This window comes from Paenibacillus sp. FSL H7-0918, assembly GCF_038007025.1.
Lineage (GTDB): Bacteria > Bacillota > Bacilli > Paenibacillales > Paenibacillaceae > Paenibacillus_AQ > Paenibacillus_AQ odorifer.
Genome location: NZ_JBBOWJ010000004.1, coordinates 25,020 through 51,097, shown reverse-complemented (window position 1 = coordinate 51,097; position 26,078 = coordinate 25,020). Strand labels below are relative to the sequence as shown.

Genomic DNA, 26,078 nt, shown 5'->3' with positions numbered 1-26,078 from the left:
GTTGCAGCTATTCCCACAAATGTAGTCCGATTGCGGGCAAATTATGAGCAATAAGAGCTATACAGTCCGAAATTTCCGAAAAATGGGCCGAAAATCACAAATAGGTGCAACAGGGTCCGCAACGTTCAATAGATTTAAGTAACTCCTACCCATAAATCACAAGCGAGATCCCGCCCCCAAACAGGTGCAATCCGGTTCGTTGCGCTCAACAGACGTTAAGTTACTCTCACCAATACATTATGCGAGATCCCACCCACAAATAGGTGCAGTGCGGTCCGTTAGCTCAACAGACATTAGAGTAACTCACCGCCCAGCCTCCATGCGGACCCAGGAGCCCCTATTAGGCAGATACAAAGTATTTTTTCGAGCTAACGGACCCAGTTGCAGCTATTCCCACAAATGTGGTCCGATTGCGAGCAAATTATGAGCAATAAGAGCTATACAGTCCGAAACTGCCGCAAAATGGGCCCAAAATCACAAATAGGTGCAATAGGGTCCGATAGGATCAAGATCGAGCAAAAGGTAGCTGATTTCGAGACGTAGACAGCTAGGTTATGCAACAGGTAACAAATTCTGCGCACGGAGTAGCTAGATTAAGCCATAGGTAACTAATTCCGCACGGTGTAGATAGGTTGAGTAACAGGTAACTAATTTCGCACGGAGTAGATAGGTTGAGCCATCGGTAACTAATCCCGCACGGTGTAGCTAGGTTAAGCCATAGGTAGCTAATTCCGCACACGGTATAGATAGGTCGAGCTATAGGTAGCTATTCCGCACAGTGTAGCTAGGTTGAGCCCCAGACAGCTAGTTTAAACAATGGGCAGCACGATTAGGAGCAAATTTGGCAGGCGGCGTTCTTTTCAGCAACTGTTCGGACTCAGTTGCTCTTATTTCCATGATTCCGCTCGTTTTGTCACACTATCGGACGCAGTTGCAGCTATTCGCTCAAATGTGCTCTTTTTCTGCGCAAATCAAGGGTAATAAGAGCTATACAGTCCGAAATTTCCGAAAAATGGGCCGAAAATCACAAATAGCTGCAATACGGTCCGATACGATTAAGTTCTAGCAAAAGGTAGCAGGTATCGAGACGTAGGCGGCTAGTTTGAGCAACAGGTAACTAATTTCTCGCACGGAGTAGATAGGTTGAGCCCCAGACAGCTAGTTAAACAATGGCTAGCACGTTTAGGATCAAATTCGGCAGGCGGTGTTCTTTTTAGCAACTGTTCGGACTCAGTTGCCCTTATTTCTATGATTTCGCTCGTTTTGTCACACTATCGGACTCAGTTGCAGCTATTCCCACAAATGTAGTCCGATTCCGAGCAAATTATGAGCAATAAGAGCTATGCAGTCCGAAACTGCTGCAAAATGGATCGAAAATCACAAATAGCTGCAATCCGGTCCGCAACGGGGAATGCTATGAATGGATGATTAAGCAGACGCATCTCCGGGGGATACAGAGAGTAGTGTGATGGCTATACAGAGAGTTACTTGTTGATAAGCTATAGAGGGTCGAGCCGCATAATCAGCGTTGATCTATGATAAGTATGAGTGCGCCACGCCTAGGAAGGTAAACTGGTAAAATTATTGCAAGAAGCAAGAAGCAAGAAGCAAGAAGCAGAGCAGCAGAAGGATTTAGGACGGATCACGGGTACACAATAAATGTGCCAAGCGGAGTACTGCTCCATCATAATAGTTACCTAAGTTTCTCCGAGCTAGAGGAGCATCTCGCATCCCATTAATCCAAAGCTGATCACGTAAGCCAGCAGCGCAGAAGAAAGGCAGCAGCACATAAGAAAGCTACAGCAGTGCACCGCATTAACAACGAGAACAGCACGCCTCCAATTATGAGACATGCTGTTTTTGCCGTTATCGGGAATACCGCTTGCGGAAGCGAAGCGGAGAGATTCCGATCTGCTGAGTAAAGCGACGCGAGAAGTAGGCGGTGCTCTCGAAACCGATACGTTCTGCGATCGCAGCTATAGGCATCTCTGTTTTAAGCAGAAGCAGCTTGGCCTGCTCCAAACGGTAATCCGTTAAATACTCCATCGGAGTCAGTCCATATACGCGTTTCATGCAGCGGGCAAGGTAGTTATAATGAAAATGCAGCGCATCCGCCAGAGAGGCATTGGAGAGAGGCTCCGCATAATGATTGCGGATATAAGTCTCTGTCCTCTCGGCGATCTCTACCGCATGACTTTCTGAAGTATCATGCTGCGCCAGATCCATCATCCGCAGCATTTCTTCAAAAATCCTTTGCTGCTCCCAAACTGCACTGGAACGTCTTCCAGTGGACAGCTGTAAAAGCTTCTCAGCTTGTCCACTCCGTTTAAAGGGATCAGGAAGGGGACCAAACTGCGGGATGCGAATGGTATATGGATGAGTAAGAAACTGCCGGAAATGTGTCTCTCGGTTGATATACACGGGCTCGCCATCAGAACTTGACCAATCTGCGAGGGTATGAAAATGAATCCAGATAAACGAAGTCAGCTCCTCGCAAGACTTAACGGAATAATGATAGCGGTCAGGCAGCAGAAGCAGCGTATGCCCAGCCGCAACCTCCCATTGATTATGCTCTTCACCGATAAATAGGCAACCTTGCTCTACAATAATCAGATCAAATAAGCCGATATGGCTTCTATTTGGATGCTGCTCTCCGGGTTGATAAACAGTGTGATTGCATTCCAGAAAATATGGAAAAGGCGGCGCTGCGAAATGTACATAGGAAGGACTCACTGTGTTCTACCTCTCTTTTTATCGTAGTCCGAGCTAAAATAGTCCTTGAAAATAGGAGTGTGAAATAGTACAAAAAAGGGGTTGATTCTGATTATATTTTTTATCTATTGTACGCTCTATAATTGTATTTAGCGAGTATAAAATAAGGCTAAGGGGAAGATGATGATGAGTAAAACGATCCAGGATCAGCAAGTTGTAAAAGATCAATCCGTTAGCATTAAAGATGATTTCTGGGGAAGTTATATAAAGCTGGTTCGGGATGTTGTAATCCCGTATCAATACGAGGCATTGCACGATAAAGCAGCGGGAGCTGAGCCCAGTCATGCCATTGCTAACTTTGAGATTGCTGCGGGCCGGAAGAACGGTGAATTTTACGGCTGGGTATTTCAAGACAGTGATGTAGCCAAGTGGCTGGAGGCCGTAGGTTATTCCTTAAGCATCAAACGTGACCCTGAGCTGGAGCGTCAAGCGGATGAAGTGATTGACCTCGTTGGAGAAGCGCAGCAGGAAGACGGGTACTTAAATACTTATTTTACGATAAAAGAACCCGGCAAACGCTGGACTAATCTGAACGATTGCCACGAGCTGTACTGTGCTGGGCATTTCATTGAGGCAGCCGTTTCTTATTACGAGGCTACAGGCAAAAGTAAACTGCTCGACATCATGTGCCGAATGGTTGATCATATCGATTCTGTGTTTGGTCCGGAAGAAGGAAAAATGCGGGGATATGATGGCCATCAGGAGATTGAGCTTGCGCTCGTGAAGCTGTATCGGCTCACAGGTGAGGAGCGGTATTTGAAGCTCAGCAGCTTTTTTATTAATGAGCGAGGTCAACAGCCGAATTTCCTAAAGCAACAATGGGATAATCTGGGTAGTATCAATTTTTTTACAGGTCAGAAGGAGAATTTAGATTTAAAATATTACCAAAGTCATCTTCCGGTAAGAGAACAGGAAGTGGCTGTAGGACACGCTGTGCGTGCGGTTTATATGTATACTGCTATGGCTGATCTAGCCGCACTTACGGGAGATGACACCCTTCGCGAAGCATGCGAGAGACTGTGGAATAACATCACTACTAAGCAAATGTACATTACTGGCGGGATCGGATCTACGCATCGAGGTGAGGCTTTCACCTTCGATTATGATCTGCCTAACGATTCGGTGTACGCAGAGACTTGTGCATCTATTGGGTTGATCTTTTTTGCACAGCGAATGCTGAGAATATCGCCGGATGCACGTTATGCCGACGTGATGGAGCGGGCGCTTTATAACAATGTGTTGGGTTCAATGGCACAGGATGGTAAGCACTATTTTTATGTGAATCCACTAGAAGTATGGCCTAAGGCATGCAGCTGCAATCCAGATAAACATCATGTGAAGTCCGAGCGCCAAGGTTGGTTTGGCTGCGCTTGCTGTCCTCCGAATGTGGCGCGTCTGCTGACTTCGCTTAATCAATATATCTATACGATCCATGGTGATACGCTCTATACGAATTTGTATATTGGCAGTGAGCTGACAACAAAGCTGGGTGGAACAGATATTGCGATTCAGCAAGAGAGTAACTATCCATGGGAAGGTAAAGTCTCGTTGAAGATTAATCCCGCAGCGGAAGCAGAGTTTGGGATTGCCTTGCGGATTCCATCTTGGAGCCAAGGAATGGAGATCAGAGTCAACGGTGAAGCAATGAATACTGCTGAGAACATCGAGCAGGGATACCTCGTTATCCGGAGACTGTGGAGAGCAGGAGATGTAATCGAAGTGCATGACCCTATGGAGGCACATCGTATCTACGCACATCCAAGTTTGCGTGCTGATGCTCAAAAAGTAACGATTCAGCGTGGACCTCTTGTGTATTGTCTTGAAAGTATCGATAATGGTGAGCCGTTAAGCTCGATTTCCTTAAAAGAAGGCAGTGAACTTCCTGCGGCTTTTGATGAGACATTGCTCGGCGGCGCTGTTGTTGTCGAGGCAGAGGGGCTGCGTGTAGATAAAGAGGGCTGGAGTGGTGAGCTTTACAGCAGAGTCAAAGCACCAGTTCAAACCGTAAAGGTTAAGGCGGTTCCGTATTACTTATGGGGAAATCGTGGCAGTGGTGAAATGAAGGTATGGATTCCGGAAGCCAGCGTTTAAGTTATAGGTAGACATAGATCTCGGGAATGGCTGTAGTTTATCAACATTTACCGATGAGGACAGCTGTAATTTACAGTCTGTCCTTTTCTTTTTGCAAAAAGGAGAACACACGCGAAATGGCGAAATTAGAAGAAACATAGAAATATTCTTAAATCCTATAACAGTGGAGGCGGGCTATATTTATAATCATGCTCCAGAGGGTTATACTTGTCCCTTTTGTTTTTTGGGCATTGAAAATGAAGAAGTGCATTCAAAGCAAGCGGATATTTGAGCAAAAATAAGAACATTGGGGCTTATTAAGTTGAGAGAGGGAGAAGTATGAAGTCAAACTTTTTCGAAAAAGTTATAGAGTCAGAAGAAGAGCTAAGGTCTTTATTTGGGTACCCAAGCGAATTGGTTAACAACAAAACCATAACTGTTATAGATCATCATTGCCGTGATTATATCTCAAAATCTCCAATGCTTTTTATGGCTACAAGCGGTTCGTCCGGTGCTTGTGATGTCTCTCCGCGCGGGGACGCAGAAGGTTTTGTTCACGTGTTGGATGATAAACATTTAGTGATCCCTGAACGCCCTGGGAATAGACGGTTTGATTCTTTGCGGAATATACTTGAGAACCCAAAAGTCGGATTGATATTCATCATCCCCGGACTTGAAGAAACATTAAGAATAAATGGGCACGCGAGTATAGTTAAGGATGAAGAAATATTGAAACCTATGGAAGCGCATGGTAAAGTGCCGATCATTGGAATTGGCGTGGAAGTTGAAGAATGTTATATGCATTGTGCAAAAGCCTTTAAACGGTCACATTTGTGGGATGACGATCATTGGCTTGCGAAAGAAGTCTTGCCTAATCCATCAAAAATACTGGCGCAGCATGCCCGTAAACTTGGAGTTACTCCAGAGGATATCTCAAAATCACTAAAAGAAAGCTATGAAAAACGGCTATATTAACATTTTCGACTTAGAAATGGAATGGGATTTGCCCTTCATTGTATGCTATATTTGATCTGGATAAGGTAACTGATCATTTTACAGATAATAATGGAGGCATCACAATGAGTAAACGTTATCGGATGACAAGAGCAATGCAGAATGCTGGAGATTCAGCAACAACCCTATCTTTAGAAGAGTGTAAGCAATATTTCGCATCCAAACCTGATTTCACCTATACATCAGTTTTTACAGTAACAGGTGCCACTACCATGTCCATTGAGGGAGATTTCTTTATGTGGAGCTATGGTGATACAACAATCCCATTTAGACATTATCAGGGCGATATTTATGTTTCTGGCGCCAATGAAGCCGTGATTCCTAGAATGCTTGAGGTTGCGAGTGATTTAAGAGCAGATATTGTGGAAGGGTAAAAAAAAGATGCCCCCTGAATCCTTCAGGGGGCATCTACTGTTAATTTTAGATCCGCTCAACCGTTCGTTTGAACGATTGAGCGGATTTTTTGTATTAACCCAGTTCTACAACTACTTGGTGTACAGCGCCGTCTCCAACAGGAGTGATGATGTTACCTTCTACAGCTGCGCCATCCAAGGTAAGACTAGCTACACCTTTGGATACATGATTCGGGTTCTTGATTTGAATCACATAAGTATCTCCACGGAAGACACGGGTGATTTCAAAGCTGTCCCACTCTGTAGGAATACAAGGATCGATCTTCAGACCATTGAAGTCCGCTTGAATACCAAGGATAGATTGTGTAATCGCTACATAGTTCCAAGCAGCAGTACCAGTTAACCAGGAGTTTTTAGCTTCCCCGTGGCGAACGGCATCTTTACCTGCGATCATTTGCGAGTATACATAAGGTTCAGTACGGTGAATTTCGCTGATGTCCTCCAAGTAAGCAGGAGCAATTTTAGCGTAAATTTCAAACGCTCTGTCGCCATGTCCAAGTACAGTTTCAGCGATCATGATCCAAGGGTTATTGTGGCAGAAAATACCAGCATTTTCTTTGTAGCCCGGAGGGTACGTAGAAATTTCACCCAGGTTCAGATAGTACTTGGAATATGGTGGCTGTTGCAATACGATACCGTATTTAGTATCCAAATGCTCTTGCACGGCAGTCAGAGCTTTTTCAGCTTGACCATCTTCCACACCGATACCGGCCATAACACAGATACCTTGTGGTTCGATGAAGATTTTACCTTCTTCGTTTTCTTTGGAACCGATCTTGTCGCCATAGTGGTCATAAGCGCGCAGGAACCAGTCACCATCGAAACCGTGAGTCAGTGTGATTTCACGCATGTTGTCAATCTTAGCTTCTGCATCCGTAGCTACATCATTAAGTCCGCGCATCCGGCAGATTTCTGCATAGTCCGGTCCAACGAAGACGAACAGACCCGCGATAAATACGGATTCCGCTACGCGGCCTTCGATGTTGGCAGTAGTTTGGAAAGATTCGCCCGGCTCTGTAGAGAAGCAGTTCAGGTTCAAGCAGTCATTCCAGTCTGCACGACCGATCAGCGGCAAGCCGTGAGGTCCGAGATTGTTAGTTACATGCTCGAAGGAGCGTTTCAAGTGCTCAAACAGAGTAGCTGTGTTGTTCGGATTGCTGTCAAAAGGAACCTGCTCATCAAGAATCGATGTGTCGCCAGTTTCTTTGATGTAAGCAGCTGTGCCGAGGATCAACCAAAGCGGGTCATCATTAAAGCCGGTACCGACTTCATTGTTACCTTTTTTGGTGAGCGGCTGGTATTGGTGATAGGCACTGCCGTCTTCAAATTGTGTAGCGGCGATATCGAGAATACGTTCTTTAGCACGTTCAGGAATTTGGTGTACAAATCCGAGCAAGTCTTGGTTAGAATCGCGGAAGCCCATACCACGGCCAATACCGGATTCAAAGTAAGAAGCGGAACGGGACATGTTGAAGGTAACCATACATTGATATGGATTCCAGATGTTAACCATACGGTTCAACTTGTCGTCGCCACTTTGGATTTGATATTTGGACAACAGGTTATCCCAGTGTGCAGCCAGTGCAGCCAAAGCGGCGTCCACTTGAGCGTCTGTAGCAAATTGCTCGATCATAGCCTCTGCTGGTTTTTTGTTGATTACGTTCAGAGATTCCCATTTGTCTTCTTCTGGGTTTTCAATGTAACCAAGGACAAAGATGAAGCTTTGCTCTTCGCCCGGCTCCAGAGTAATGTTCAGGGCGTGCGATCCGATAGGGGACCAGCCGCTGGCAACGGAGTTAGTTGGTTCACCTGCAGCAACAGCTTGCGGGCTTTCCAGACCATTGTACATCCCTACGAAAGCTTCGCGGTCAGTATCAAAGCCGGCGATTTCTTTGTTAACAGAGTAGAAAGCGTAGTGGTTTCTGCGCTCACGGTATTCTGTTTTGTGATAGATAACAGAACCCTTCACTTCAACCTCACCAGTGCTGAGATTGCGTTGGAAGTTAGTCATATCATCTTGTGCATTCCAAAGACAGAACTCTGCAAAAGAGAACAGCTTAACGGATTTCTTCGCGGAACCCGTGTTTTTCACTACAAGACGATGTACTTCAGCGTTATGACCCATCGGTACAAAAGCAAGCTGGTTTACAGAGATACCGTTGCGTTCACCAGTAATGGAGGTGTAGCCAAGACCGTGACGGCATTCGTAGAAGTCCAGATCACGTTTTACTGGCATCCAGCCTGGAGTCCAGAAATCACCATCATCATAAAGATAGTAGTAACGGCCGCCAGCATCCATTGGGATATTGTTGTAACGGTAACGGGTCAATCTTCTGAGACGAGCGTCTCTATAGAAGGTATAGCCACCAGCAGTATTAGAAATAAGTCCGAAAAATTGTTCATTACCAAGGTAGTTAATCCAAGGGTAAGGTGTTTTTGGTGTGTTAATTACATACTCTTTACGAGTGTCGTCAAAGGTACCGAATTTCATGTGAGAAAGTCTCCTTTCGATTGTGAACGCGCGTTTATAAGTTTCAGGAAAAATTCCCTCGAGGGAAGGGATTCTTTCCGTTGTTTCTAAAAGATAGTATTAGGCAGTGATTTCGAGAACCGATGATAGCAGCTTCACAGAAAAATATGTATTCTTCAGTGAAGGATGAATCTGTGCTACTTCTTCGGCGGTTGACAGGAATCTCTCTCCACTAAACGAGCTGGAAAGCTGATCGTGCTGAAAGTCGGCTGCTGCGAATCACACAGCTCGATTACTTTTTCCACTGCAGCCTTGGACATTTCATAAATCGGCAAGCGTACAGAGGTCAGCTTAGGCTGAATACGGGATGCCAGCTGAATGTCATCGAAACCCGCAATGGAGATATCCTCAGGGACAATGATTCCATGTTCGGAGAACGCTTCCATCGCTGAAATAGCCATGTCATCGTTGGAAGAGAAAAAGGCAGTCGGCAAAGGTTCACCAGAAGCAAGCAGCTTCTTGACCTCTTCATAAGCCGTCTCTTTCAGAAAATCACCCTTTAGGATAAACTTCTCATTCATAGGCAGACCATGTTTTTTCAGCGTGTCCTCATAGGCCGTGTAGCGTTCTCGACCAGAGTACGTATTCATTTGCCCACAGATAATGCCGATCTCTTGATGGCCTAAGGAGATTAAATGTTCAATCACTTCTGTGGTGCCCTCGTAATCTTTGGAATTCACAATGGCCAAATGATTGCGGTCAAGATGCTCCGACATAATCTCTGAGATATCATAATCAATCAGTACTAGCGGAGAATCGAGTCCCACCATTTCGCGGACGATATTAATATCCTTCTGAGTGCCGACAATTATACCACCGTCAATCCGTTTTTGCAGAAAAGCTTGTTTTACCTTCAGAAAATCGTCTGGAGAGTATACCGTATGAATCAGAACGTAACATCCGCGGGCATTCGACGTGTCGACTACGGCATCGACGAATGGTGCAAAGTAATTGTTCTGATAAATTCGGGTAGTGTTCTCTTTCTCGTTCATACTGATGGCGAACAATCCGATGGTATCGGTTTTCTTACCGGCCAGAGCCCGTGCAAAGCTGTTCGGTTCGTACTGATGTTGCTCAATCACCCGCAGCACTTTGGCCCGGGTTTCTTCAGGAACATTGGAATAGTTGTTGATCACGCGGGATACCGTACTTCGGGAAACCCCGGCCAACTTAGCAATATCTTCGCTGCGCATGTTTCCCCTCTTTTCATAAACGCGCGTTTATGAGTTTATTGTAAGCGAAAGCATCGTATAAATCAATCGTAAAAAAAGAAATTTTGCGATTAAATTAATAAAGGATGACATATTTTTAATAGAAGAAGAATCCTACCGAATAATGATAGAGCAGAACAACTAGAAATAGTTTGTATAAGTTTTTTGCGGAGAAAGTGCATTGAAAGCTATGAAAGTCATGCTACTATTGTGATAAAGGTTATTGAGAATGATAATCAATGACAATAAAGCATAGGAGTGAAGGGATCAATGGCAAGATGGGGTCAGAAGTTTTTATGGGCAGCGGTACTTATAATGGCAATAACTGCGCTGGCAGCATGCGGAACGAATAACAATACTGCAAAAGAAAACGTTGCTAAGACACAGAATGCAGAGGAATCTACCTCAGCGAGCACTAGCGCACCAACTGAAGGAAATGGAAATGCCGCAGAAGAGGGTGCAACTCGGACGATTGCCGGGGAATTCGGGGATGTTGAAATTCCAATTAAACCGCAACGGGTAGCCGGGATCTATGTTGAAGATTATTTGAAGGCATTGGGCATTACCCCGGTGGTGCAGTGGTATCATCCAAGCTGGGGCAAACAGGATTATTTAAATCTTGATGTACCAGAATTTGATATTACCGGTAGTATGGAAGTGTTGCTGGAAAAAGACCCTGACTTGATTATTGTGGATGGAGGTGCGGATGCGGCGAAATATGAACAATATTCCAAGATAGCACCAACCTATCGTCTACCTGAGGCGGTGTTGCAAGACTCAAGACAAGTGCTTACGGCTATTGCAGATGCCCTCGGTATTCCGGAGAAGGCGGAATCTGTCCTTGCAGCGTACGATCAGAAAGTGGCAGAGGGGAAAGCTAAGCTGCAACAGGCCCTAGGTCAGGAAAAAGTAGCAGTGATCCGGCTCAACGTAGCGGATAAAACCTTTGCTCTATTCGGTGTTAAAAACCGTTTCACCGGTGTAATTTATTCTCAATTTGGCCTGACACCTGTGCCTATGGCGGCAGAAATGACCGAATATCAATCTATTATCTCCGAAGAGCTTATCCCTCAGCTCGAAGCGGATCATATCATTGTGTTCCCTGACAACGGGGGCTGGGATACTGAAGGGAATCAGGAAGCGACTCAAATCCTTGATGGCCCGTTGTGGAAGAGCCTGCCGGCGGTGAAGAACGGGAATGTTTATAGAATGGAACGTTCCCACTGGCAGACTGGTGCCATCACAGCCAATTCGATGAAGCTTGATGACTTGCTGAAAGCTATGGTGAAATAAAACGGCAGCCGTCGTAAGGAATAGCATAAAGAAGGTCTATCAGCATAGTTGATAGACCTTCTTTTTTATTCTAAACTATAGTAAAGTGAATGAAAATGGTTCTCAATTGGAGGGCGCTAGAATGGCAGAAGATTTACAAGACAGCAATAAAAAGAGGCTATTCTATAGCTTGATTAACATAGAAGCCCAATCCTTATCGGTGAACGGACAGACCTTAGTGTTTCAAAATCATACCCTGATCATTGTATCGGAAGGACAGGGATGGTTAGAAGCCGAGGAGAAGCGTTTTCCTCTGGAAAAAGGTGTTGGGTTCTTGTTCGAACCTGGGCTAATAAGCAAAATCAATGCAGAGGAGCGAGGACTTAGCTTCTATAGGCTTACGTTTGAAGTCATCGAAACGGGGGGAAGCAGGCAGAGTGGAATGGAAAAGGGGACTAAAGAAGGAATTCTCCAGTCCGGCCCGCTAAGCTGCAGACCTTTTTCACAATGTGCATTACTGCTGGAGGCTATCTATCATAGTCGCAGAAGTACGGAAGAGATTGAATGGTTCGCAGGCCATACCCGCTTTCAAGAGTTACTGCTGCTGATCATGCGGGCAAATTCCTCTGTCATCCAGATGAAAGGAGCCCATGAGGCGGTACAGCGTTCCATCCGCTATATGCAGGAACACTACAATCACGCCATAACCGTCGATCAATTAGCTGAAGTGGCAGGCATTACACGTGCCCGCTACACACAGATTTTTAAAGAAGTGACAGGGCGGATTCCCTTAGAGCATTTGAACGGACTTCGTATTGAAAGGGCGCAGCAGCAGTTGCTGCTTACGAATGACCGTATGCATGACATCGCGTTATCTGTAGGGTATAGCAATGAGTATTATTTTAACCGGCGTTTCAAAAGATCGGTGGGCGTTACGCCCGGCCAATACAGAAGCTTCCATCAGGAAGGGCTGCGGGTGTTCGCTCCTTTTCTGGAAGACTATCTGCTGGCTCTGGATATTACACCAGTGGCGCAATATTCTCACGCTCAGTGGGGGAAGCAAGAGTATCTGTCCCTCCTCGATGTGCCTGCGGTTGATATTTCGACTGGCGATTGGCAGGAGCTCTCCCAGTACATGCCCGAACTGATCCTGCTGGATGATGGCTTTCAGCGTTGGCACCTGGATGAGTGCAGCCAAATTGCTCCGTTGTTCAAGCTGCCTTTTCATCAAGAGGATTGGCGGGCCACGTTATTTTCCGCAGCAGCCGTCTTTGGCAGAACGGATCGTGTCCAGGAAGTGATCGGCAATTATGAGCATCGGGCGCAGCAAGCTAGACGAGAGCTAAACCGTTCTGTCCAAGGGCAGACTGTAGCATGCCTTAGAATATCTTCCTACGGAATCAATCTCTACGGATGCGGGCAATTGGGGTATACAGGTAGCGTACTCCATGAGGATTTAGGTTTGCAGCCCCATGAATTGGTTCCGAAGTTGACCCGTGGACAGAAGCGGGTGAGCCTAACAAGAGAAGAGCTTGCGAGCCTCACTGCAGATCATTTGTTCATTACCTTTGATCGACAGGAAGGAGAAGGACGGGAGCTGTTGGATACACCACTTTGGCGCAATCTGCCCGCTGTTCGTAATCGCTGTGTATATGAGGTGGATTTTATGGCCTGGATGAATTATGGGGTATTGTCACATCAGCGCAAGATTGAAGATGTGTTAAGAGCGTTAGGGTAAGTCAGAAACTAGTCCAGATAAAAAAGAGGATAATAAGTGCCACTATACTGCTGATGCGAGTCATTAATAAATAGGCATCACTGGGTTCTACATCACCTTTCATCATCCAGCCATAGCGCATGTACCATCCCAAATGAGGAAAGAAGATATTAAGCAATGCTAACAGTACAAAGAGGAATATAAAAAAGCCCATGATTTATCACTCCTTTATCTAATGTATACGCCAGACTATACGGAGCGTTCCCTAACTAATAAGTGAGCTTCCATATATTTATTTTTAGGCGGGGGATACCCTGGCCACCTTGACAGGTGGTTGGGGTATTTTTGCGGCACTATTCAAGGCTGTGTTATTGAAGGTGAATGTTTAGAGGCGTGCTTGTTGTGTTTACATAACAAAGAGTTCGGAAAATATAAAAATGTATTTCTAAAAATAAAGGAGGAATTGATCGATGTCTAACCAATATACGATGCAAGATCCTACCACTCAGTACACTAAGGCTGGACCGGAATTTCAGCAGCAACAAGAGGAGCCGGGTCTGCAGAAGAAAATGAATCCAGTACCCGATACAGGAGAAGATACCTATAAAGGAACTGGGCGTCTGACCGGACGTAAAGCGTTAGTTACGGGAGCCGACAGCGGTATAGGCCGTGCTGTTGCTATTGCTTTTGCTCGTGAGGGGGCAGATATTGTTCTATCTTATATGCCCGAGGAAGAGGAAGATGCAGAGCAGGTGGTCAAGCTAGTGCAGGAAGCGGGTCGTACTGCAATCGCCATTCCAGGCGATCTGAAGGATGAGGCATACTGCGAACAACTCGTCGATACTGCGGTTAAAGAGCTAGGTGGAATTGATATTTTAGCCAATATCGCGGGCAAACAGCAATTCGTTCCAGACATCGCTGATCTCACTACGAAGCATTTTGACGACACATTTAAGACGAACGTGTATGCTATGTTCTGGCTGTGCAAAGCTGCGGTGAAGCATATGCAACCGGGCAGCACCATTATTAACACTTCTTCTATTCAAGCTTATAATCCCTCACCGATCCTTTTGGACTACGCGACCACCAAGGCTGCTATTAATACATTCAGTAAGTCTCTCGCTCAGCAAGTAGCTGATAAGGGGATTCGCGTCAATGTAGTAGCACCTGGTCCCGTATGGACACCTCTTCAAGTTGTGGGTGGGCAACCGGAGGAAGTGCTGAAGGAGTTCGGGTCGAGCACACCACTAGGTCGTCCGGGACAGCCTGCGGAGATGGCTCCGGCATATGTATTCCTGGCTAGCCAGGAATCTAGCTATATCAGTGGCGAAACACTGAATGCGAACGGCGGAACACCAACTCCATAAACCGCTCAGCGGAATGTTGGTATTGTAAATACGGCGAAGTATCCAAAAGTACCCTGCTAATTTTAGCTGTGGGGTGCTTTTGTTTTTATATATAGAAAGGAGTATTATAGAATTCGAGACTTTTTCTCCCATTATTTTCATGGAATATGATCTATACTGATCAAGATTGTCGAATATATAGTTTTCCTGCGATTACCCAAGAAATAATTTGAACGGCTCTAAGTTATAGGGGAGACCCAGAAAGAATTAGGAGATGTATGATGCGAAAAAAGAAACTAGCGATCCTCACCATTTGCTGTGTCTTATTCATGGCGTGTTTTCAATCGGGATCTGTCCTTGCGGATAAAGGAAACGGAACAGTAGTAGATAGTGGAACCAAGGAAAGGCTGATGGAGAAGTATGATCTTGTAGAGCCTGAACCCGCAAATCCAGCAGCGCATGGGAGTCAATACGATTTTGGAATTAGTAACCCTATTTCTTTATTGGTCAGCATCAGTAGGCTGTATTTGTATCCATATGTTTTTGCAACAGAGGAAATAATTAATCATATGATCGATCAAAGTTGATTGTTTTAGATTTATAGCGAAATTCCATCTTGTCTAGATGTTTTTTACAAGAAATGAGTACCGTCCCTAATTAATTTTTTCAACAAAGGCGAAAGTGTTCATACAGTGAAAACACAAAAAAACTATACTACTAAGTGAACACTTGAACTTCAGATTAGATAGTGCTTAGGTGGATTTTAATACTTGTATTGACATGTGGGAGGCCGTCGTGAAAAAAATCATTGTTAGTTTATGCCTTGCTTTTGGTTTAAGCGGGCTTTTATCTTTTCATTCCCTGGCCTTTGAAAGCTCTTATGAAGGAACAATTAAAATGAAAAAACCATTTAGAGCATGGCAAGGTGTGGGAGCTAATGGGAAGAGCGTATATGTCACCACAGACCGTTCTGAGAAGTTCAGTCTTTTGAATACAATTTCTGTTTATGATCTTGAGGGCAATTTTATAAAGGAGTTAAAAAGAGCATATACCGGTAAGGATACCCATAATCGGTTTATGTCGTTTGGAGATTGTTATGTTTCTAGTGATTTTTTATATGCCACTGTCTATAATTTTAATTCAGCACCACCAGAAGATGAGCGAATTAGTAGAATAGTCAAGTATAGTTTGCCGGATTTAAAACAAGTTCATGTATTCGATATCGGTGATGGAACGGCAGAATCGTTAGCGAAATATAAGGGGTTTTTCTGGATAGTTTATCATGACAAAAATGAAATCAGAAGATTTGATTCTCAATTTAGACTACAGAAAAGTTACCCACTTTCAGAAACATTTGGAGATGAGGGGGGGTATCAAGGCATTTTTTTTGATGGTGATAATCTTTATGCAAATTTACATGGATCAAATAAATTTGGAGGGAATTATGCTCAGGGCTTGGATAAGTATCATTTTGATGGCTCTTCTTTCAAGTTTCTAGAGAGAATTAAACCACCTACATATGGAAGCGGTCAAGGCGTAGAAAAGGTCGGGAATTCAATTTTCTGGGTTGATCGTCCTGGTAATCAAATCATTATCCAAAAATTATAAAAACGTCATAGATTTTCATTCCTATTCTTATTGATAATTCCATAAGAGGGTCGTTTTTTAAAGAGCTAGATTAATTATTAATTATTAGTTAGTTACTTACTTGTATGTCTTTCAAAATATAATCCCAGCTATCATAATCGTTCATATCCTCAGGAACTTCTAACACACAAATATCATTAATGTTCCAATTTAATTCTTGTACCGAGGTTGATTCACGAACGGGAATAAGAATAAGAATAATAAATTCGTTCGGTTTTAATAAATCAGACAAAATTGACTGTAGCTCTACAGCCTGTTCATATGAGGCGGACCATCTAATGAATAAAGTTTTTTTACTGTGGATTAACTTGTCCCAAAATCTATTAATTCGTAATTCCAGCTTCGCTTTATACGAAGGATAGGTTATAGACCAGTGTTTACCTTGGTGGATTGGAAAATCATGAACTGAGATAATGTTATATAAAGTATCCTGAATAAAATAGGATTTCACTAGTGCATTTTTATTCCCATTAGGATAGACTGGTAATCCATCCTCCAGAAAAAAATGTGTTTCATCAAGAATTTGCAGATTTATTAATTCCATGAAATTTTGAAATCTATTCTTATAAAGTCTATTTACATCAGCCAATGAATAAGAAACCATCCAGTCGAGCGGCATGGAGAATTTCCTCAAGCTATTTCTTTGCAGATTTATAGCAGGAGCACAAGACATCCCTAAGCTTACTATTAAATCATAGCTTTTTTTCACAGCTTGTAATTTCATGGACTCACCCATTTTCAATCAGATTCAGTTTCTAATAAATTATATACACCATTTTCTAGGGTTGATTGGACTTTAAGTGCAATGAGATACACAGGAAAAAGAGAGCAGCAATGTCACTGCCCCCTAAATCTATTAGTTACGTTGTAACAAAATATATCCACTAATGCTTGAAGTTTTTTTACGAAAGACCACTTTAAAACCAACATCGTTGTCTAATAAGCAAGCCAAAGCGGTGTTAAGCAATCCGTGGGGTCTCAAGCTAGGTCTGCACGGCACGGCATTTCCAATAACACGGGCGGCAATAATCCTACGTGCTGATCCAGCAACCAAAGGATTTCTGCTCCAACTGATCAATACTAAATCTGGCTGACGAGTAGCCATGGAAGATCTACCCCTTTCTATTAAGTTTCTTTATATAAAATGCACCATTGATTTTAATGTGCTAAACCATAGCGGAGTAAGGAATACATAGGATCGAGTAGGGAGAGGGGCGAATAATATGGACAAGGTGTTACATAAGATAGCTAATTTGATTAGCGGTGAGGCTAATAGAATCATCATTGGGATTTCGGGTCATGGTGCATCTGGAAAAACAACGTTTGCTAATAATCTTTTAAAGCTTTTGCAGCAGGATGATGTGAATTATATTAATACAGACCCCTATATTGTTGAATCTAGTCTTAGAAAATACACTTCTATCGACTATGAATATAAGAATGTACATTATCACGATAAAGTGACAGCTTGTCATCCTGCTGCTCATCATATATTTGCTTTAGAGAGAGACATTCATATGTTGAGGGATGGGTTGGATTTTTACACAATTGGCACAGACTATACAAAAAGTATGTTCATATCTTCACAAAACAAGGTAAATATTGTAGAAGGCATGAGCGTTGCCTTTACTGATCCGGATTTGTATGATCTGAAAATCTACTTATACACGGATGGAGAAACTGAGTTGATGAGAAGGAGTATACGTGATGTTTCTGAAAGAGGAACAGATATTAATTATTTAAGAAAATCCCATGAACAGCGTAGGATGCAATATGAGTTGTTTATGCATTCTTATCATCATAAATTTGATATCGTTTTAAAAAATTCCAATGAAGAGTATGTTCTTGAAAAGGGAACATTGTAGAGGGGGAAGAGAATGCTTCCAAATGTTAGGCTAGCAACGATATGTGACGCGGATGTTTTGTCTAGGTTAAATCTTGAGTTCAATGGTGGAGTAAAACGTCCTGTGCCGGAGATCATCAAGTGTTTGAACAGCAATAATGAATTGGTGGCCGTGGCTACTTTAAGGGATGAAGTGGTTGGTTTTGGCTGTGCTCAAAGTTTGAAATCATTTTGTTATAATGAAGCATATGGTGAAATTACTGAAATGTATGTAAAAGAGTCAGCTCGTAGAAATGGTGTCGCTACTGCACTAATTTCTTTTCTGGAAAGTCAGCTTTATTCTCGTGGAGTCAAAACAGTTAAGATTTTAACAGGAGAAGATAATCGTATAGCCATTAAAGCGTATGAATTGAGCGGGTATGTTAAGGATGATGAAGTAATGTTAAAGAAAAAACTTTAAAGCCATAGTGAACAGTGAATCAGGCAATTTATTGTGCTGGTCCAATTGGATAGCAATAAAAGGACGGAAGCCGCTTTACTGGCTTCCGTCTTTTTGGAACTGTGGAGATGAACAGACGCTATTTATTTATCGCTGAGTCACCTATTGGAGTGAATGTATTCTCCACAGTAAGGTTAGAGAACTTAGCATAGTTCAGTTGCTCAATCTTATTGGCGACATCATTGCTGTCAACGGCGAATCCGACATATACCGAACCCTCCATAACAATAGTTCGCTTCCCAATTAGCTTCCAGTCTTTTCCGTCCGTTGATCCGTAAGCATAGAAAACATCTCCCTTACGGCCAAGCTTGAGCCAATACCCTTGCTCCACACCATTAATTTTAAATGGAATATCTGAAACAAGTTGAATGCCAGCTTTTTCAGCAGCAGATACGCTGTCTAAAGTTTCAGTTAATTCATCAAATCCTCCGCCCTTAATATTTCTGCCCGTCAGATAAGATGACCAGCTGGTTTCTTTGGACAATTTCACATAGGAGATACCAAGGGCCGCCGCGGCACTGTCTTTATTCAAGTCATCGCGGATCATTAGCCCGGTGAAGGCATGGTTGTCAACGGCCCCGATTTCTTCGAGCTTCGCGGTAAATTCCATATCTCCGTTCATTTCTTTATACACGAAGTGGAAGTCATCTTTGGTTGCATTGTTTGCTTTGGATCCTTCTGTGCCACCTTCACTTTTTCCAAGCTTTCCGTTGCCTTTAACGGTAAGCACATCATTTGTCATACTTCCGGAACCCTTAATGTTCGGATCACCGATATCTGCTGTAGTCCAACCCTTTCCAGTCAGGGAAGAGGTAGCAGCATTGATATGGATATTGGTGGCTGTGGTCTGGGTCTCATTTCCTTGGGTATCGGTCACTCTTGCAGAAATATAGTAGGAAGCATCCGTTAAATTCTTGAGGGTGTATGTGTATGTGTTGCCTTTTTTGACTGCTTCCCCAAGATATTTAGAACCATTATATACAGCAACTTTTTTTATTTTGTTTCCGGATTTAGGGGAAGCATTGATTTTAACTACGACCTCTTTCCCGGTAACAAATTGTGCATTGTTTTCTGGCGCTAAAAGCTTAGCATCAGGGTTTTCGGCGACGTGTTTCATATCAACTAGGCCGTTAATATAAAGCTCAAGCCAGGTGTAACCATTTTTAGTAACCGTTTTGTATGCATCCTTGCTGCCCCAGATTTTATTTTTCTTTTCCCACTTGTCGTCTATTCCATTTTTATTAGTGTCAAATTGCTTATCATATTGTGCCTCAATGACGCCAAAGTCTGAAATGTAACCCCCGACTTCATGTTCAGTGTTGATATATCTTCCCGAGTTCTGCTCGACTTCTGCCACAATTCTTGCATCGATAGCATCGCGACGTGGATAGGTAGCGCCCGCTTGTTGCAGAATGCTTTTTAATAGTGATTCATTCGCTTGCTTTACGCCGGACTTAACATAATTATCAAATGCTTTATTGGTAATACCATGGTTAACTCCAGTACTGTCCGCGGAAAGATATGGTGTGGCTGCAAGGGTCGTCTTTTGTTCACCACTCTGCACGCCAGAAAATTTCACATAATCTGAAGAATCATTCAGTAAGCCTGTGAGCTTGCCGTTAATTCTGTTTCCAGCGATATAGAAACCGCCCAGTTTGGTAGCTTCACCGGCATCAATCACTCGGTTAGTTACATTATCTCTTGTACCTGGGCCGGCAATCTCGATATTGTTCATAAAGTTAGTAAAAGTAAAACCTCCGCCATAAGTGCCGTTAAAGCCCCAATTGTAAATTACATTGTTCGAGAACTGAACAACCGCCACATGATCAGCATCTGCAGCACCTGCGTAACCGCCGCCTAGTCTTGGGTTTCGCGAGGTATGGTTCGCATACAGATTGTGATGGAATGTTGTTTTGTCTCCGCCTGAAATACCGCCGTAGCCATGTCTTCCTTTGGAATGCCCGGATAGAGTCAGACTTTCGGAAATAATGGACCACTGGATCGTGCCATTTTCGCCTCTATATAAAGATAGAGTTTCATCTGTGTTCCAACTGAAGGAACAATGGTCAATGAGGAAGTAGTTGTTGTCTCTCCCCCAAAGCGCATCCATTGAATCACTGCCATTATACACATTAGTGGCACCCGGACGGAAAGCGGTGTACCGAATAATGATATTCTCTGAATTGCTGATATTGGTATCCCAACCTGCAATGGTAATTCCGTTGCCTGGAGCGGTTTGCCCAGCGATGGTCAGGTTTTTAATATTATTGAGACTTAACGTGCTCTTCAGTTCAATCGTTCCGGAAACATGAAAAACAATGGTACGACCCTCTTTAGGCGTAGATAAAATCCCGTAGCGAAGGGACCCTGCAATCGGTTTGTCTTTTACAGCGTAATCTTCAAGGGTAGTTACGATGTATACATCGCCCCCTCGACCACCGCTTGTATAGGCGCCGCCACCTTCCGCGCCAGGAAAAGCAAGAATAGAGGCACCCGCAAAACTTTTGTCTCCGTCTGCCTGCCCTGAAGCTGCAAGTGTGTGACCTCCTAAAAATGAAAACGCTACCGAAAAACTCAATAAGACACCTATAACCTTACCTGATTTTTTACTCTTCCATTTCATCTTTTTGACGTATAACATGGATACAGTCTTATCGCTGAATGCTGTTCCTGTTATACTTCCTCCTCTCAGTGAAATGATACTGGTCTGCGACAAGCAGCTTACTGGTAATACTTTAAAACTTTTAGGGCGTATTTACCTGCCAAAAAAATCTTTTTTTGTGCCAACTATTGCTCTTTGGTTCTTGCGTAAACGAACAAATTCATATTATGTTCTTAGTATTACAGCAGCTATAGTGCTTGGCATTCCATGACGACAGGGAGAAAAACATGAATATTAAATATCAGCATCGTGACCAGGCGTTTCACTCCTTTATTTCTACCAATAACACTTATCCTCTTCATCTACACAAAAATGTAGAGATAACAATGGTTTTGTCCGGCAAAATCAATATCAACATCAATGGAAAAGAGTATGATTTGTCTGAAGGAGACATAGCGATTATTTTTTCCAATCAACCTCACAGCTACAAAACTCTAGAGAAAAGCCAGATCCTGCTGTTCTTTTTTGACGCCACTTTTCCGGGGGATTTTGCAGGGGATTTGCTTAATCATGTTCCGGATAACCCTATAGTTACGAAACAAAAGGTGCTTCAAGATCTGTTGGCAACCTTGTATAAACTATATAAAGAACAATGTGATGTTCGTCTGCTCAAGGCTTATACCTCTGTAGTATTAGGGCACGCGCTGCCGTTACTGCTAATGAAAAAAGTAGACTATAAAAAAGAAATGGATCTCGTCCCCAAAATCCTAGCTTACATCGACATGCATTTTTTAGATCACATAAATCTGAATACGCTTTCAAGAGAGCTTGGCATTAGTAAATTTATCATTTCCCGAATCTTTTCTGAGCAGTTTCACATTTCATTTCGTGATTACATCAATGGCCAACGGGTAGCCTTTGCTCATATGCTGCTGTTATCCACTACCCATCCGGTCACGGATATCGCGTTTGATTCCGGATTCAACAGTTTGCGTTCTTTCTATCGTGTTTTTAAAAATGAATACGGGATCACCCCCAATGAATTTCGCCGAAAAGCATCGAAGGAGTGTGTAGAATGAAAATGATGAGGATGGCTTATATTCTATTTGATGGGATGACCACGTTAGATTTTGTTGGTTTTTATGATGCGGTTACCCGGATGGGAGTTCTAAAGGCGATAGAAAATGTATCGTGGGATTTTTGTTCCAACAAGGAAGAAGTCACGGATGATCGAGGATTGACGTTGAAAATAAACCAGGTTTCCCCTGATCTGTCAGCCTATGATTTGATATTTATCCCTGGAGGGTTATCGACTCGACAACTTAGATTCGATACTAATTTTATAACATGGATTCAGACTGCCCGAGAGGTTGAATACAAGGTGTCAGTGTGTACAGGAGCTTTGATTTTGGGAGCTGCCGGTTTCTTAAATCAGAAGAAGGCGACTACCAATCCTTCTGCATATGAACTATTAGCACCTTATTGTTCCGAAGTAGTTAAGGAACGGTTCGTAAGGGATGGAAATGTTTTTACTGGGGGAGGAGTAGCAGCTTCGATTGATCTGGGTTTATATTTCATAGAATCGCTTACTAATGAAAATGTAGTTCGAGAAGTTCAAGAGAAGATGGATTACCCATATTACAAGACAATTAACCCTTCCAAAGGGAAATCATAACTATAATATATGGGAATTAATGATATAATATCCAAAGTGAAATAATTAAGGCGATGAATAGAGGTGTAAGGTAATAGATATGAACTATCGTAAAGTATTCTCACTACTTCCCATGATCATTTTTTGTTTATTATATGGTACTTTTTGATGGCAGGGACTTCAGCTGTTGTTAATGTAGTGTCAGTAAATAAAAGAGAAATAGTAATACAAAATATGAGCGGTGATCAAAATACAGTCACAATCCCAAAAGGAATATATAAGTTAATAGATGTAAATGAGGAGTACTTTATTTCATATAATAGTAGAATAGGGCAAAAGCCATTCTTAACCTCAATAAAACCAAGTGCGAAATGATGATTTGAAAAATCGGCTGTAAGTATAAAAAGCATAAAGATGGTGGGATTGTTTTGCGTGCAGTTAAGCCTATAATGTTATGGTTTATTTCGACGATTTTATTCACCCTGGCAGCCTTTGGATTGGAGCTTTGGGAAGGAACTAAAATAAGTACAACAGAATATTACGGTTTTCAAAACATTGGGTTTGCTTTTATTTTTCTGGTGTTCCTCTTTTCAGTTCTTCTTTACCCGGTTATACTGCTTCCTTTATCATGGGTTATTCGAAAGATAGTTAATCCTTTAGTAAACCGCATAATGATATTCTTATTGAGTGGTATTGCGGGATATGGTTTCTTTTACGAGGTGTACGATGAACGCTTTATACGGGAATACCATTTGAATAGTAGTACAGCTATTATTTTTTTCGGTATTGCTGGTTTCATCTATGCTCTGGTGGATTACTATTTTGAGTCGCAAGCCATTAAAGCCGAACAAAATCCCTGCTAACCGTGGCGGCCGGCAGGGACGTTATTTTTTAATCTAAGTATTAGGTAATTTGTTAACCTCATCAGTAAAGGCTTCCAAGTACTGGGTGAATAATCCTGTATCTATTTTGGTGGTTGCATCATTTGCAATAGGAGGCGTATCTTGGATTTGTTTGTACATACGATCCATCTCACCCGTGAGCTTAGCCCAGATGCTTTTAATTGAATCATATTTTGCATCAAGGTTGCTGATATAACTATCGTATTCCATTTTTTGAATCATAGCTTTTCCTAATTGCTCGATTGTAAAATCTATATCTATTGTTTCACCCGTAGAGCCAGTTCCTGAACCTGCATACCAGCTGATATCAACAAATCCATCATTCCAAATATCTGAAACGACAAAATTACTGATTTCTTTAAGCATCGCTTCAGGAAACTGTTCAGTTGTACCTGCATTACCTGAATCTGAAGTATTAATTACAGGTTCCTTGAAGAGTTTCCTCACTTCGTTAAATGCATCCTTATCTTTGTCATTAGACGAATACCCCCAACCAACTTTGTCATTTTTAATAAAAATGATAAGTTCGCTATTGGAGGAAGACTTCTCACCTTGGATAAGCACGAGTTTATCTTTTCCGCCATCTTTGTCCGTATAATCAGCTGTTTCAATTACTGTAGGATTCTTAAGTTTATTATTCTCGGGTGTCTCAGTAGATTCAGCCATTTGGAAAATGGGTTGTACATCTGGAAGTATATTTTCGGATACGAATTTCTTTTTCGCTTCGATATCTGAACCATTGAGGAAAATCTCTACATAGTTGAGAGCCAGTTTCTCGGAAGCTGTAAGTTTCTTTTTTGGCTCAGGAGTGGGCTCTGAAGGGCTGGCTGTTGCTTCGGACGGTATAACTCCTGTAGACGTTGTATTTTTTTTCTCTGAATTTGTTGTGGAACTACCACATCCTGAAAGGATTACAATAGTTGCCACGATACATAAAAAAGCTTTTTTGTTCAATTTTATATCCCCCTAAATCTGCTAATAATTGCTAATTAATTCTACCAGATATAGGAATAGTAATCTATGAATTATAATTTATGGCGGAACCAATATATTAGATTAGCGTGTTTTATTTGTCGGAGGTGAGCATTTTGCTGAAAGTACTAAGAGTGTGCGGTATTTTATTCAGTGCAGCAACAATCATTCTGGGAATCACATTTTTCCGCGGCCAGGATCAAGTGATAGTGTCTTGGACTATGCTGGGGATGTGCGGAGCTTTAATATTTAATGGAGCGGCATTGTATTTGAAAACGAAAGATAAAATGGCTGTGCTATCCTCGATTGTTGGGATTGTATTGTTAATAGTCTCGCTTACTCAGTTTCCTTTTTAAAAATTAAAAACAGCCTCGTCAACCTTAATGGGTCGGCGGGGTGTTTTTACGTTTTTTCCCTTTATATTTATTTCTTTTTTTTCTTAGTGGGTCCGATCTGACGTCTTACCTTATCGTTCTCATCTACCTCAATAATATAAATCTCCTTCACTGTACCGGAGAGAGTAAACCATTCACGCATAGCTTCAGCCTCAGTCATCGGTCCTAATATTCGTTTCCCCCTATAACATATAAAAAACACTCATACTCCTTAGTTTGTTTGCGGAAATGCAATAAATGCTTATAGAACAAATTATAAACCTGAGCGATGACTTTGTATGTAATAATTCATGCCTGACGGGATATTTTTACATTGATTAACGAACGTACGTTTGGTTATAATACAAACAAATGTTCTTATCCTTGGAAGGTGAGTAATTATGCAAATAAGCATCGGTCAAACCATTGAAATAGTGTATCAAGATAAATCAGGTAAGATATCTCAACGGAAAATTGATGTGAAAGGGATTCGTGGGGGATATATTCGCGCAACTTGCTTATCAACCGGAGCACCGCGCGTATTTCTGGAGGCTAATATTCTTGCTTGGCAGCCTGTGCAAAAGAAGCGCTATGCTTAGTGACACCGCCCGAAAGCTACTAATGATCATGCGCCACTCTGCCGTGCATCATGCTCATATGCCAACTTTACAGGAGTTAGAGATCAAGAGTGGACGGACACCAGATAAGATCATTAGTGGGCTTAGGGAATTAGTTAACGAAAAATATATAGAATGGACCCCACACACTCCACCCGAGAGCGCCCGAATTATTGAAGGCTGGGAAAGGATTGACCCTAGGTTTAAAAAGAGAAAGTCAGAGCCACAAGAGCTCCAGTGGGGGACAGATGGTAGTAAAACGAATTACTGGACGGATTATTAGGAGGGCAGCTTCATGATGAAAAAATTAGAGAACGTATGGGAGTGTAGCAGAATGATATTGCCTGAACATAAAAGCAGGATTATAGATGACAATAATGAACAGGAACGTCGTGAAAAACCCACTCTAGATCTACAGGAGATAGAGCGCTTTGAAATATTGTTATATCGTTCGATGGAAGAGCACAGCCCGATTACACTCACTCTGTTTGATCCCATGGAGAATATATTAAAACGAGGTATTGTGATGAAGCTGGATAAACAACAGGGAATTAAACTCCGCTGGTCGGAGGAGGAGTGGGATTGGTTCAAGATGGAGGATGTTATTGCAATAACTACATAAT

General features: G+C 42.5%; 26 protein-coding genes. 17 read left to right on the top strand and 9 right to left on the bottom strand.

Features of this window, described 5'->3' with window-relative positions; translation table 11 throughout:
- Nucleotides 1-1,866: 1,866 nt before the first annotated feature.
- The gene (locus MHI15_RS25205; RefSeq protein WP_076183289.1) at nucleotides 1,867-2,733 is read right to left on the bottom strand and encodes a helix-turn-helix transcriptional regulator; all 867 of its coding nucleotides are present in this window, start codon (nucleotides 2,731-2,733) and stop codon (nucleotides 1,867-1,869) included.
- Between the two features lie 162 nt (nucleotides 2,734-2,895).
- Between MHI15_RS25205 and MHI15_RS25200 the strand changes: the two genes are divergently transcribed.
- The 3 genes from MHI15_RS25200 to MHI15_RS25190 all read left to right on the top strand — a co-directional run bounded on the left by MHI15_RS25200 (nucleotide 2,896) and on the right by MHI15_RS25190 (nucleotide 6,230).
- Nucleotides 2,896-4,863, top strand: a complete 1,968-nt coding sequence (locus MHI15_RS25200; protein ID WP_139330171.1) for a glycoside hydrolase family 127 protein — start codon at nucleotides 2,896-2,898, stop codon at nucleotides 4,861-4,863.
- Nucleotides 4,864-5,181: 318 nt separating this feature from the next.
- Nucleotides 5,182-5,817 (top strand): pyridoxamine 5'-phosphate oxidase family protein, encoded by a 636-nt coding sequence (locus MHI15_RS25195; protein ID WP_076183294.1) that lies wholly within the window; start codon nucleotides 5,182-5,184, stop codon nucleotides 5,815-5,817.
- A gap of 104 nt (nucleotides 5,818-5,921) precedes the next feature.
- Nucleotides 5,922-6,230 (top strand): hypothetical protein, encoded by a 309-nt coding sequence (locus MHI15_RS25190; RefSeq protein WP_076130570.1) that lies wholly within the window; start codon nucleotides 5,922-5,924, stop codon nucleotides 6,228-6,230.
- Nucleotides 6,231-6,324: 94 nt separating this feature from the next.
- On the opposite strand, the gene MHI15_RS25185 is transcribed toward MHI15_RS25190, so the two are convergent.
- Together MHI15_RS25185 and MHI15_RS25180 are read right to left on the bottom strand one after the other, a co-directional pair.
- On the bottom strand, nucleotides 6,325-8,760 hold the full coding sequence (locus MHI15_RS25185) for a GH36-type glycosyl hydrolase domain-containing protein (RefSeq protein WP_312150679.1): 2,436 nt from the start codon (nucleotides 8,758-8,760) through the stop codon (nucleotides 6,325-6,327).
- 176 nt (nucleotides 8,761-8,936) lie between these two features.
- Nucleotides 8,937-9,992 carry a LacI family DNA-binding transcriptional regulator gene (locus MHI15_RS25180; protein WP_036685989.1) on the bottom strand — a complete coding sequence of 352 codons (1,056 nt, stop codon included), beginning with the start codon at nucleotides 9,990-9,992 and terminating at the stop codon, nucleotides 8,937-8,939.
- Between the two features lie 288 nt (nucleotides 9,993-10,280).
- On the opposite strand from MHI15_RS25180, the gene MHI15_RS25175 reads away from it, so the two are divergent.
- Nucleotides 10,281-11,303, top strand: a complete 1,023-nt coding sequence (locus MHI15_RS25175) for an ABC transporter substrate-binding protein (protein ID WP_076279835.1) — start codon at nucleotides 10,281-10,283, stop codon at nucleotides 11,301-11,303.
- Nucleotides 11,304-11,424: 121 nt separating this feature from the next.
- On the top strand, nucleotides 11,425-13,020 hold the full coding sequence (locus MHI15_RS25170) for a helix-turn-helix domain-containing protein (RefSeq protein ID WP_076189814.1): 1,596 nt from the start codon (nucleotides 11,425-11,427) through the stop codon (nucleotides 13,018-13,020).
- Between the two features lies 1 nt (nucleotide 13,021).
- Here the strand turns inward: MHI15_RS25170 and MHI15_RS25165 are convergent, their stop codons facing one another.
- A complete protein-coding gene (locus tag MHI15_RS25165) occupies nucleotides 13,022-13,213 on the bottom strand; it encodes a DUF6199 family natural product biosynthesis protein (protein ID WP_076130567.1) in 192 nt (63 codons plus the stop codon).
- Nucleotides 13,214-13,469: 256 nt separating this feature from the next.
- On the opposite strand from MHI15_RS25165, the gene MHI15_RS25160 reads away from it, so the two are divergent.
- From MHI15_RS25160 to MHI15_RS25150, 3 genes are all read left to right on the top strand, one after another.
- Entirely contained in the window at nucleotides 13,470-14,366 is an 897-nt protein-coding gene (locus MHI15_RS25160; RefSeq protein ID WP_076130566.1) for an SDR family oxidoreductase, read from the top strand.
- A 260-nt stretch (nucleotides 14,367-14,626) separates the two neighbouring features.
- Nucleotides 14,627-14,932 (top strand): hypothetical protein, encoded by a 306-nt coding sequence (locus MHI15_RS25155; protein ID WP_341165013.1) that lies wholly within the window; start codon nucleotides 14,627-14,629, stop codon nucleotides 14,930-14,932.
- Nucleotides 14,933-15,140: 208 nt separating this feature from the next.
- Nucleotides 15,141-15,953 carry a hypothetical protein gene (locus MHI15_RS25150; RefSeq protein ID WP_340012396.1) on the top strand — a complete coding sequence of 271 codons (813 nt, stop codon included), beginning with the start codon at nucleotides 15,141-15,143 and terminating at the stop codon, nucleotides 15,951-15,953.
- An 88-nt stretch (nucleotides 15,954-16,041) separates the two neighbouring features.
- On the opposite strand, the gene MHI15_RS25145 is transcribed toward MHI15_RS25150, so the two are convergent.
- Nucleotides 16,042-16,716 (bottom strand): DUF1796 family putative cysteine peptidase, encoded by a 675-nt coding sequence (locus tag MHI15_RS25145; protein ID WP_341165012.1) that lies wholly within the window; start codon nucleotides 16,714-16,716, stop codon nucleotides 16,042-16,044.
- Between the two features lie 132 nt (nucleotides 16,717-16,848).
- On the bottom strand, nucleotides 16,849-17,097 hold the full coding sequence (locus MHI15_RS25140) for a hypothetical protein (RefSeq protein ID WP_076130563.1): 249 nt from the start codon (nucleotides 17,095-17,097) through the stop codon (nucleotides 16,849-16,851).
- 118 nt (nucleotides 17,098-17,215) lie between these two features.
- Between MHI15_RS25140 and MHI15_RS25135 the strand changes: the two genes are divergently transcribed.
- The gene (locus tag MHI15_RS25135; protein WP_341165011.1) at nucleotides 17,216-17,857 is read left to right on the top strand and encodes a uridine kinase family protein; all 642 of its coding nucleotides are present in this window, start codon (nucleotides 17,216-17,218) and stop codon (nucleotides 17,855-17,857) included.
- 12 nt (nucleotides 17,858-17,869) lie between these two features.
- A complete protein-coding gene (locus MHI15_RS25130) occupies nucleotides 17,870-18,295 on the top strand; it encodes a GNAT family N-acetyltransferase (protein WP_341165010.1) in 426 nt (141 codons plus the stop codon).
- 118 nt (nucleotides 18,296-18,413) lie between these two features.
- On the opposite strand, the gene MHI15_RS25125 is transcribed toward MHI15_RS25130, so the two are convergent.
- Nucleotides 18,414-20,912, bottom strand: a complete 2,499-nt coding sequence (locus MHI15_RS25125; protein WP_341165009.1) for an Ig-like domain-containing protein — start codon at nucleotides 20,910-20,912, stop codon at nucleotides 18,414-18,416.
- A 311-nt stretch (nucleotides 20,913-21,223) separates the two neighbouring features.
- Here MHI15_RS25125 and MHI15_RS25120 point away from each other — a divergent pair, with 311 nt between their 5' ends.
- The 3 genes from MHI15_RS25120 (at nucleotide 21,224) to MHI15_RS25110 (ending at nucleotide 23,453) form a co-directional block, all read left to right on the top strand.
- Nucleotides 21,224-22,015, top strand: coding sequence for an AraC family transcriptional regulator (locus MHI15_RS25120; RefSeq protein WP_076189820.1), 792 nt, complete (start codon nucleotides 21,224-21,226; stop codon nucleotides 22,013-22,015).
- Between the two features lie 5 nt (nucleotides 22,016-22,020).
- The gene (locus MHI15_RS25115) at nucleotides 22,021-22,611 is read left to right on the top strand and encodes a DJ-1/PfpI family protein (RefSeq protein WP_076305235.1); all 591 of its coding nucleotides are present in this window, start codon (nucleotides 22,021-22,023) and stop codon (nucleotides 22,609-22,611) included.
- 407 nt (nucleotides 22,612-23,018) lie between these two features.
- Nucleotides 23,019-23,453 carry a hypothetical protein gene (locus tag MHI15_RS25110; protein WP_081386269.1) on the top strand — a complete coding sequence of 145 codons (435 nt, stop codon included), beginning with the start codon at nucleotides 23,019-23,021 and terminating at the stop codon, nucleotides 23,451-23,453.
- A 33-nt stretch (nucleotides 23,454-23,486) separates the two neighbouring features.
- On the opposite strand, the gene MHI15_RS25105 is transcribed toward MHI15_RS25110, so the two are convergent.
- The gene (locus tag MHI15_RS25105) at nucleotides 23,487-24,446 is read right to left on the bottom strand and encodes a hypothetical protein (RefSeq protein ID WP_081387711.1); all 960 of its coding nucleotides are present in this window, start codon (nucleotides 24,444-24,446) and stop codon (nucleotides 23,487-23,489) included.
- 134 nt (nucleotides 24,447-24,580) lie between these two features.
- Between MHI15_RS25105 and MHI15_RS25100 the strand changes: the two genes are divergently transcribed.
- The gene (locus MHI15_RS25100; protein ID WP_076189823.1) at nucleotides 24,581-24,820 is read left to right on the top strand and encodes a hypothetical protein; all 240 of its coding nucleotides are present in this window, start codon (nucleotides 24,581-24,583) and stop codon (nucleotides 24,818-24,820) included.
- Nucleotides 24,821-24,887: 67 nt separating this feature from the next.
- On the opposite strand, the gene MHI15_RS25095 is transcribed toward MHI15_RS25100, so the two are convergent.
- Nucleotides 24,888-25,019 carry a hypothetical protein gene (locus MHI15_RS25095; RefSeq protein WP_256715146.1) on the bottom strand — a complete coding sequence of 44 codons (132 nt, stop codon included), beginning with the start codon at nucleotides 25,017-25,019 and terminating at the stop codon, nucleotides 24,888-24,890.
- Between the two features lie 220 nt (nucleotides 25,020-25,239).
- Between MHI15_RS25095 and MHI15_RS25090 the strand changes: the two genes are divergently transcribed.
- From MHI15_RS25090 to MHI15_RS25080, 3 genes are read left to right on the top strand one after another with little or no spacing between them, the layout of a single operon-like run.
- The gene (locus MHI15_RS25090) at nucleotides 25,240-25,437 is read left to right on the top strand and encodes a hypothetical protein (protein ID WP_282579736.1); all 198 of its coding nucleotides are present in this window, start codon (nucleotides 25,240-25,242) and stop codon (nucleotides 25,435-25,437) included.
- Nucleotides 25,438-25,495: 58 nt separating this feature from the next.
- Nucleotides 25,496-25,738 carry a hypothetical protein gene (locus tag MHI15_RS25085; RefSeq protein WP_139331037.1) on the top strand — a complete coding sequence of 81 codons (243 nt, stop codon included), beginning with the start codon at nucleotides 25,496-25,498 and terminating at the stop codon, nucleotides 25,736-25,738.
- Between the two features lie 12 nt (nucleotides 25,739-25,750).
- Nucleotides 25,751-26,077: a YolD-like family protein gene (locus tag MHI15_RS25080; protein WP_341165008.1), complete on the top strand. Its 327-nt coding sequence runs from the start codon at nucleotides 25,751-25,753 to the stop codon at nucleotides 26,075-26,077.
- Nucleotide 26,078 lies beyond the last annotated feature (1 nt).

What these genes read in the sequence shown, in the direction of transcription:
- MHI15_RS25160 (WP_076130566.1), top strand. Translation starts at nt 13,470, where the DNA reads ATGTCTAACCAATATACGATGCAAGATCCTACCACTCAGTACACTAAG.
- MHI15_RS25180 (WP_036685989.1), bottom strand. Translation starts at nt 9,992, where the DNA reads ATGCGCAGCGAAGATATTGCTAAGTTGGCCGGGGTTTCCCGAAGTACG.
- MHI15_RS25120 (WP_076189820.1), top strand. Translation starts at nt 21,224, where the DNA reads ATGAATATTAAATATCAGCATCGTGACCAGGCGTTTCACTCCTTTATT.
- MHI15_RS25080 (WP_341165008.1), top strand. Translation starts at nt 25,751, where the DNA reads ATGATGAAAAAATTAGAGAACGTATGGGAGTGTAGCAGAATGATATTG.
- MHI15_RS25190 (WP_076130570.1), top strand. Translation starts at nt 5,922, where the DNA reads ATGAGTAAACGTTATCGGATGACAAGAGCAATGCAGAATGCTGGAGAT.
- MHI15_RS25085 (WP_139331037.1), top strand. Translation starts at nt 25,496, where the DNA reads ATGCCAACTTTACAGGAGTTAGAGATCAAGAGTGGACGGACACCAGAT.
- MHI15_RS25140 (WP_076130563.1), bottom strand. Translation starts at nt 17,097, where the DNA reads ATGGCTACTCGTCAGCCAGATTTAGTATTGATCAGTTGGAGCAGAAAT.
- MHI15_RS25155 (WP_341165013.1), top strand. Translation starts at nt 14,627, where the DNA reads ATGCGAAAAAAGAAACTAGCGATCCTCACCATTTGCTGTGTCTTATTC.
- MHI15_RS25200 (WP_139330171.1), top strand. Translation starts at nt 2,896, where the DNA reads ATGATGAGTAAAACGATCCAGGATCAGCAAGTTGTAAAAGATCAATCC.
- MHI15_RS25135 (WP_341165011.1), top strand. Translation starts at nt 17,216, where the DNA reads ATGGACAAGGTGTTACATAAGATAGCTAATTTGATTAGCGGTGAGGCT.
- MHI15_RS25145 (WP_341165012.1), bottom strand. Translation starts at nt 16,716, where the DNA reads ATGAAATTACAAGCTGTGAAAAAAAGCTATGATTTAATAGTAAGCTTA.
- MHI15_RS25175 (WP_076279835.1), top strand. Translation starts at nt 10,281, where the DNA reads ATGGCAAGATGGGGTCAGAAGTTTTTATGGGCAGCGGTACTTATAATG.
- MHI15_RS25130 (WP_341165010.1), top strand. Translation starts at nt 17,870, where the DNA reads ATGCTTCCAAATGTTAGGCTAGCAACGATATGTGACGCGGATGTTTTG.
- MHI15_RS25185 (WP_312150679.1), bottom strand. Translation starts at nt 8,760, where the DNA reads ATGAAATTCGGTACCTTTGACGACACTCGTAAAGAGTATGTAATTAAC.
- MHI15_RS25115 (WP_076305235.1), top strand. Translation starts at nt 22,021, where the DNA reads ATGAGGATGGCTTATATTCTATTTGATGGGATGACCACGTTAGATTTT.
- MHI15_RS25195 (WP_076183294.1), top strand. Translation starts at nt 5,182, where the DNA reads ATGAAGTCAAACTTTTTCGAAAAAGTTATAGAGTCAGAAGAAGAGCTA.
- MHI15_RS25170 (WP_076189814.1), top strand. Translation starts at nt 11,425, where the DNA reads ATGGCAGAAGATTTACAAGACAGCAATAAAAAGAGGCTATTCTATAGC.
- MHI15_RS25165 (WP_076130567.1), bottom strand. Translation starts at nt 13,213, where the DNA reads ATGGGCTTTTTTATATTCCTCTTTGTACTGTTAGCATTGCTTAATATC.
- MHI15_RS25090 (WP_282579736.1), top strand. Translation starts at nt 25,240, where the DNA reads ATGCAAATAAGCATCGGTCAAACCATTGAAATAGTGTATCAAGATAAA.
- MHI15_RS25095 (WP_256715146.1), bottom strand. Translation starts at nt 25,019, where the DNA reads ATGACTGAGGCTGAAGCTATGCGTGAATGGTTTACTCTCTCCGGTACA.